This is a genomic window from Kocuria sp. p3-SID1428 (assembly GCF_025149945.1).
In the GTDB taxonomy this organism is placed as follows: domain Bacteria; phylum Actinomycetota; class Actinomycetes; order Actinomycetales; family Micrococcaceae; genus Kocuria.
This window is the reverse complement of record NZ_JALXVH010000086.1, coordinates 1-5,909: the sequence shown is the minus strand read 5'-3', so window position 1 is coordinate 5,909 and position 5,909 is coordinate 1. Positions and strand designations below refer to the sequence as shown.

General features: G+C 69.9%; 4 protein-coding genes and 1 pseudogene. 2 read left to right on the top strand and 3 right to left on the bottom strand.

Annotation, left to right across the window (positions count from 1 at the left end):
* Positions 1-42 precede the first annotated feature (42 nt).
* Positions 43-1,362, top strand: coding sequence for a histidine kinase (locus tag M3E84_RS12430; RefSeq protein ID WP_311200484.1), 1,320 nt, complete (start codon positions 43-45; stop codon positions 1,360-1,362).
* Positions 1,359-1,970, top strand: a pseudogene (locus M3E84_RS12245) (response regulator); the annotation flags it as partial. The gene M3E84_RS12430 and the pseudogene M3E84_RS12245, both read left to right, overlap by 4 nt.
* Positions 1,971-2,017: 47 nt before the next feature.
* Here the strand turns inward: M3E84_RS12245 and M3E84_RS12240 are convergent.
* The 3 genes from M3E84_RS12240 to M3E84_RS12230 form a co-directional block, all read right to left on the bottom strand.
* The gene (locus tag M3E84_RS12240; protein WP_259896547.1) at positions 2,018-3,664 is read right to left on the bottom strand and encodes an ABC transporter ATP-binding protein; all 1,647 of its coding nucleotides are present in this window, start codon (positions 3,662-3,664) and stop codon (positions 2,018-2,020) included.
* Between the two features lie 188 nt (positions 3,665-3,852).
* Positions 3,853-4,905 (bottom strand): ABC transporter permease, encoded by a 1,053-nt coding sequence (locus M3E84_RS12235; RefSeq protein WP_259896543.1) that lies wholly within the window; start codon positions 4,903-4,905, stop codon positions 3,853-3,855.
* A complete protein-coding gene (locus M3E84_RS12230; protein WP_259896545.1) occupies positions 4,898-5,824 on the bottom strand; it encodes an ABC transporter permease in 927 nt (308 codons plus the stop codon). The genes M3E84_RS12235 and M3E84_RS12230 overlap by 8 nt, the downstream gene beginning before the upstream one ends.
* Positions 5,825-5,909 lie beyond the last annotated feature (85 nt).

Here is a 5,909-nt window from a genome sequence, read left to right as displayed (position 1 = left end):
CTGTCGACGCGGCCCTCATCTGCTCGATTCCTCCGAGGTCCCATGCAGCTGCATCACCGCGTGGCCGACTGGCTGCGCACCCACTCCGCCTGGACCAATGCCCTGTTCCTGCTGGCGCTGGCAGCCTTCACCGTGCTCGTGACCGTGAGCTCCCCGGCGCAGATGGCCTGCTCGCTGGCGCTCATCGCCGTGCTGGTCCTGCGGCCCCTGCGCCCCGCCCTGTCCGCCGCGCTGTTCGCCCTCGTCTCCGTGGTCGCCACGGTGGTGCTGGGGGTCTTCCCCCTGGGCATCGGCCTGCTCGGCGTGCCCTGGCTGCTCTACACCGTGGCCTCGCGCTGCCGCCGTCGCACTCGCCTGTCGCTGCTGGCGCTGGCCCTGCTGGTGGCTGCGATCGTCAGCGCCAGCTGGCCCGGGTGGCGCCTGGGTGCTCCCCTGTCCTCCGGCGCCGCGGAGGTGACGCTCACGGAGTGGGCGATCGGCGCCGCCAGCCAGGGGATCATGATGATGCTGATCATCGTCGCCTCCTACCTGGCCGGAGACCTCCACCGCGTGACCCTGCAGCGTCGGGAGGCCGAGGCCCACCGCGCCGAGGCCCTGGCCGAGCGGGCACGCCGGCTGGAGGTCGAGCGGGATCAGGAGGTGCGCCTGGCCGCCCAGGACGAGCGCACCCGCATCGCCCGGGAGATGCACGACGTGGTGGCGCATTCGCTGTCCGTCGTGATCGCCCAGGCCGACGGCGCCCGCTACGCCGTGCGCAGCGATCCCTCCGTGGCCGCCGACGTGCTGGGCACGATCGCCACGACCGCCCGGGGGTCGCTGAGCGAGATGCGCAGCCTGCTGGGCGTGCTGCGCACCGACGGCGAGGAGGCCGAGCGCGCCCCGGTCCCCACCGTGCAGGACCTTCCGGCGCTCGTGGACTCGGTGCGCAGCGCCGGGCTGGACGTCGATCTCCAGGTGCATCCGGCCGATCTGCCGGAGCTGCCCTCCGGTCCGTCCCTGGCGGTCTACCGCCTTGTGCAGGAGGGCCTGACCAACACGCTCAAGCACGCACCGCAGGCCACAGCAGCCCAGGTGCGGCTGAATCACGACGGCTCCGACCTGGTCGTGCAGATCCGCAGCGACGGACGCATCGCCGGCCCCGATCCCGAGGTCACGGCGCCGCCCTCTGGCGGCCAGGGGCTGCGCGGACTCGGCGAGCGCCTCCGGCTCTACGGCGGGGAGATCGAGGCCGGGCCGGATCCGGCAGACACTCGGCACTGGGTGCTCACCGGCTGGCTGCCGCTCGCAGCGGCCGTCGACGAGTCGTCGCACCACGACCCCGGCACCCGCACTGCTCGCACGCCTCAGGAGGACACCCGATGACCGAGACCCTGCACATCCTGCTGATCGACGACCAGCCCCTGATCCGCAGCGGCATGGCCATGCTGATCGGCTCGCAGCCCGACCTCGTCGTGGCCGGCGAGGCCGGGGACGGCCAAGCGGCCATGGACCTCGTCGCGCGCCTGGCCGCGACCGAGCAGGCGCCCGACGTCCTGCTCATGGACATCCGCATGCCCGGCATGGACGGCCTGGATGCCACCCGCAGGATCCTGGCCGAGCATCCGGGGGTCACGGTGGTCCTGCTGACCACGTTCGACCTGGACGAGTACGCGCTCGAGGGCATCCGCGCCGGGGCCTCCGGATTCCTGCTCAAGGACACCGAGCCGGAGGAGCTGCTCGGGGCCCTGCGCACCTGCGCCCGCGGCGATGCCGTGATCGCGCCGTCGACCACGCAGCGGCTCATGCGCCGGTTCATCGACCCACCGCAGCGCGCGGTGGCCGATGACCCCCGCCTCCAGGCCCTGACGCCGCGGGAGCAGGAGGTCTTCGAGCTCGTGGGCCGCGGGCTGTCGAATCACGAGATCATGGAGGCTCTGGTGCTCTCCGAGCCCACCGTGAAGACGCATGTCTCCCGCGTGCTGGCCAAAACCGGGGCCCGGAGCCCGACGGCAGGGCCGCCGACGCGAGCGCGACGGGCTCAGACCTCCAGGAGGTCCTTGCCGGGGATCGCATCGAGCAGCCTGCGGGTGTACTCCTCCTGCGGGTTCTCGAACACCGAATCCACCGACCCGGCCTCCACGAGCTTGCCCCTCTCCATGACGCAGACCTCGTGGGCGATCTCGCGCACCACCGCCAGGTCGTGGGTGATGAACAGGTAGGTCAGCCCCAGGTCGTCCTGCAGCCGGCCCAGCAGCTGCAGGACCTGCTCCTGGACCAGGACGTCCAGGGCGGAGACCGCCTCATCGCACACCACGATCTCCGGATCCAGCGCCAGCGCACGGGCGATGGCCACGCGCTGCCGCTGACCGCCCGAGAGCTCATTCGGGTACCGATCGGCCAGCTGGCGCGGCAGCGCCACGCGATCCAGCAGGTCCAGGACCTTCTCCCGCCGCTCGGCGGACGTGCCCACCTTGTGCACGCGCAGCGGCTCCTCGATGCAGCGGAAGACGCTGCGCATGGGATCCAGCGAGCCGTAGGGGTCCTGGAAGATGGGCTGGACCTTGCGGCGGTAGTCGAACCACTGACGGCCCTTGAAGCCGCTGATGTCCTTGCCGTCGACCGTGACCGTGCCCTCGGTGATGTCCTCGAGCCCGAGCAGCATCTTGGCGATCGTGGACTTGCCCGAGCCGGACTCCCCCACGATGGCGGTCGTGCGGCCCCGACGGACGTCAAAGGAGACCTGATCGACCGCGCGGAAGGCCGTGGAGCGTCCCCAGCTGCCGCGGATGCGGTACTCCTTGACCAGATCCCGCACCTGGATGAGCTCGTCGGCCTCGCCCTCATTGCGGCGGCCGTCTTCCGCTGCGTGCAGCGACGGCACGGCCGCCACCAGCTCCTTGGTGTAGGGATGCTGCGGATCGCGCAGCAGCTTCAGCGCGGGTCCGGACTCGACCACACGGCCCTTCTGCATCACGACCACGCGGTCGGCGCGCTCGGCGGCCAGCCCCAGGTCGTGGGTGATCAGCAGCACCGCGGTGCCGAGCTCGCTGGTGAGCCGCCCCAGGTGATCCAGGATCTGGCGCTGGACGGTGACGTCGAGCGCGGAGGTGGGCTCATCGGCGATCAGCAGCTGCGGGCGGCATGAGAGCCCGATGGCGATCAGCGCGCGCTGGCGCATGCCGCCGGAGAACTCGTGCGGGTACTGGTTCATGCGCCGCTCGGCGTCCGGCAGGCCGGCCTCCTCGAGGGCCCGGACCACGTCGGCGTCCGCGTGCGGCTTGCCGTTGGCCTTGAGCGCCTCCCGGACCTGGAAGCCGATCTTCCACACGGGGTTCAGATTCGACATGGGGTCCTGGGGCACCATGCCGATCTGGCTGCCGCGAAGGGCCTGCAGGCGCTGCTTGGAGGGGTGGGTGATGTCCTCGCCGTCGAAGCGGATCTCCCCGGAGGAGACCCGTCCGTTGGAGGCCAGCAGCCCGATGGCGGCCAGCGCGGAAGTGGACTTGCCCGATCCGGACTCGCCCACGATCGCCACCGTCTCACCCGGCATCACGCGGATGTCGGCATCGGCCACGGCCTGGACGTCGCCGGTGCCGGTCTTGAACGTGATGCCCACGCCCTTCATCTCCAGCAGCGGCGTCTGCCCGGAGCGGCGCAGACGGGCATCCGCGTCGGCATGGAGCATGTCGTAGGCCTTGAGCGAGACCATGCGTCCCGTGCGGGTCAGGGGCTCCTGACCCGGGGCCCAGGGAGCCTGCTGCTCGGCGTCGGTGTGCTCGGTCTCCGCGCGCTGCGCGTCCGCCGGCTCGGGCTGAGCGTCCTGCGGCTGATCGGCGCGGCGGGAGCCGCCGACGCCCTCATGCGATGAGGTGCTCACTTGGTCCTCCCCTTGGGGTCGAGGGCATCGCGCAGCGAATCGCCCATCATGATGAAGCTCAGCACGGTGATCGAGAGCATGAGCGAGGGCCAGAACAGTGCCATGGGGTTGGTGCGCAGCTGCGGCCGGGCCGAGGCGATGTCATTGCCCCAGGACATGGCGTGGCCGGGCAGTCCGATGCCCAGGAACGACAGCGTGGACTCGGCCACGATGAAGGTACCCAGCGAGATCGTGGCGATCACGATGACCGGCCCCGCGGCATTGGGCAGCACATGCTTGAACAGGATCCCGAAGCGCCCCATGCCCAGCGAGCGCGCCGCCGTCACGTAGTCGGAGTTGCGCACCGCGATAACGGAGCTGCGCGTGATGCGCGCCACCTGGGGCCAGCCGAAGATCACCAGCGTGATCGCCAGCGTGGCCACACCACGGTTCTGCGCCATGACCGGAACCTGCATGAGCACGATCGCGCCCAGGATCAGCGGCAGGGCGAAGAAGATGTCCATGAACCGCGAGACGATCGCGTCCAGCCAGCCGCCGAAGTAGCCGGCCAGCGCTCCCAGCAGACCGCCGACCACCACCACGCCGGCCGTGGTCCCCAGTCCCACGAGCACCGACGGGCCGGTGCCGTAGGCCACGCGGGCCAGGATGTCGCAGCCCTGGTTGGTGAAGCCCAGGGGGTGTCCGGGCTCCGCAGCTCCATTGGCGTTGGACAGCTCGCAGCCGGAGTTCGGCGAGGCCGAGGTCAGCGCCCCGGGGAAGGCCGCCACGAAGATCACGAACAGCATGAGCAGCGCGGAGACGATGAAGACGGGATTGCGCCGCAGCGACCTCCAGGCATCGCGCCACAGGTTGGACGGCTTGCCGGTGAGCTGCTGCTCGATGCCGGCGCGTCCGCCATGGTCCTCCTGGATGGAAGCCACGAAGTGCTCGGCCTGAGGCACCTCGGGGCCGGGCTGGACCGCATCTCGCGTGGCGGGGCCGTTGATGTCCGCGTGCCGACCCTGACGCGGCGAGGGCTGAGGCTGGCTCTGTGCATTGTGATCAGGCATATCGGATCCTCGGGTCGAGCACGGCGTAGAGGAGGTCGACCACCAGGTTCGCGACCAGGAAGACGACCACGATCAGGGTCACGATCGAGACCACCATGGGCCCGTCGCCCAGGTTGATGGCGCTGTAGAGCTGGTTGCCGATGCCGTTGACGTTGAAGATGGACTCGGTGACGATCGCGCCTCCCATCAGCGCACCCAGGTCGACGCCCAGGAAGGTCACCACGGGGATCAGCGAGTTGCGCAGGATGTGGACGTTGATCACCCGCCTGCGCCCGAGGCCCTTGGCCGTGGCGGTGCGCACGTGATCGGAGTCCTTGTTCTCGGCCACCGAGTTGCGGGTCAGCCGCAGCACGTAGGCCAGTGATAGGGCACCGAGCACCATGGCGGGCAGGATCAGCTCCCGGAACGGCGCCGCCCCGGAGACGGTCGGTCTGGCCAGCCCCAGTTGGATGCCGATCACGAACTGCGCCACGAAGGCCAGGACGAAGATCGGCACGGAGATCACCAGCAGCGACAGCACCAGCAGGGAGGAGTCGATCCAGGTGCCCTTGCGCAGACCGGAGATCACACCCAGGACGATGCCGAAGACGGCCTCGAAGATCACGGCCATCACCGCAAGGCGCACGGTCGTGGGGAAGGTGCTGGCGATCACCGAGATGATGGGGCGACCGGAGAAGTTGTTGCCGAGGTCCAGGGTCACGACGCTCTTGAGATAGAGCAGGAACTGGACGATGAACGGCTCGTTCAGGTTGTACTGCTCCTCCAGCGCCGCCTTGGTGCCGGGGGTGCAGCCCTTCTCACCGCACAGCGCGGCGGTGGGGTCTCCCGAGGTGGCGAACATCAGGAAGTAGATCAGGAAGATGGAGCCCAGGAAGACGGGGACCATCTGGAGGAGGCGGCGCAGCAGGTACCAGGCCATATCAGCGGGCACCTCCTGCGGCGAGGCGAAGCCGTTCGTGCGGCGCGCAGGATTTCATGGCAGAGGAGCTCCTGGAACAGGCGCG

Excerpts from the sequence above, each read along its gene's own strand:
- M3E84_RS12430 (WP_311200484.1), top strand. The coding sequence starts at position 43 with ATGCAGCTGCATCACCGCGTGGCCGACTGGCTGCGCACCCACTCCGCC.
- M3E84_RS12240 (WP_259896547.1), bottom strand. The coding sequence starts at position 3,664 with ATGCTCCATGCCGACGCGGATGCCCGTCTGCGCCGCTCCGGGCAGACG.
- M3E84_RS12235 (WP_259896543.1), bottom strand. The coding sequence starts at position 4,905 with ATGCCTGATCACAATGCACAGAGCCAGCCTCAGCCCTCGCCGCGTCAG.
- M3E84_RS12230 (WP_259896545.1), bottom strand. The coding sequence starts at position 5,824 with ATGGCCTGGTACCTGCTGCGCCGCCTCCTCCAGATGGTCCCCGTCTTC.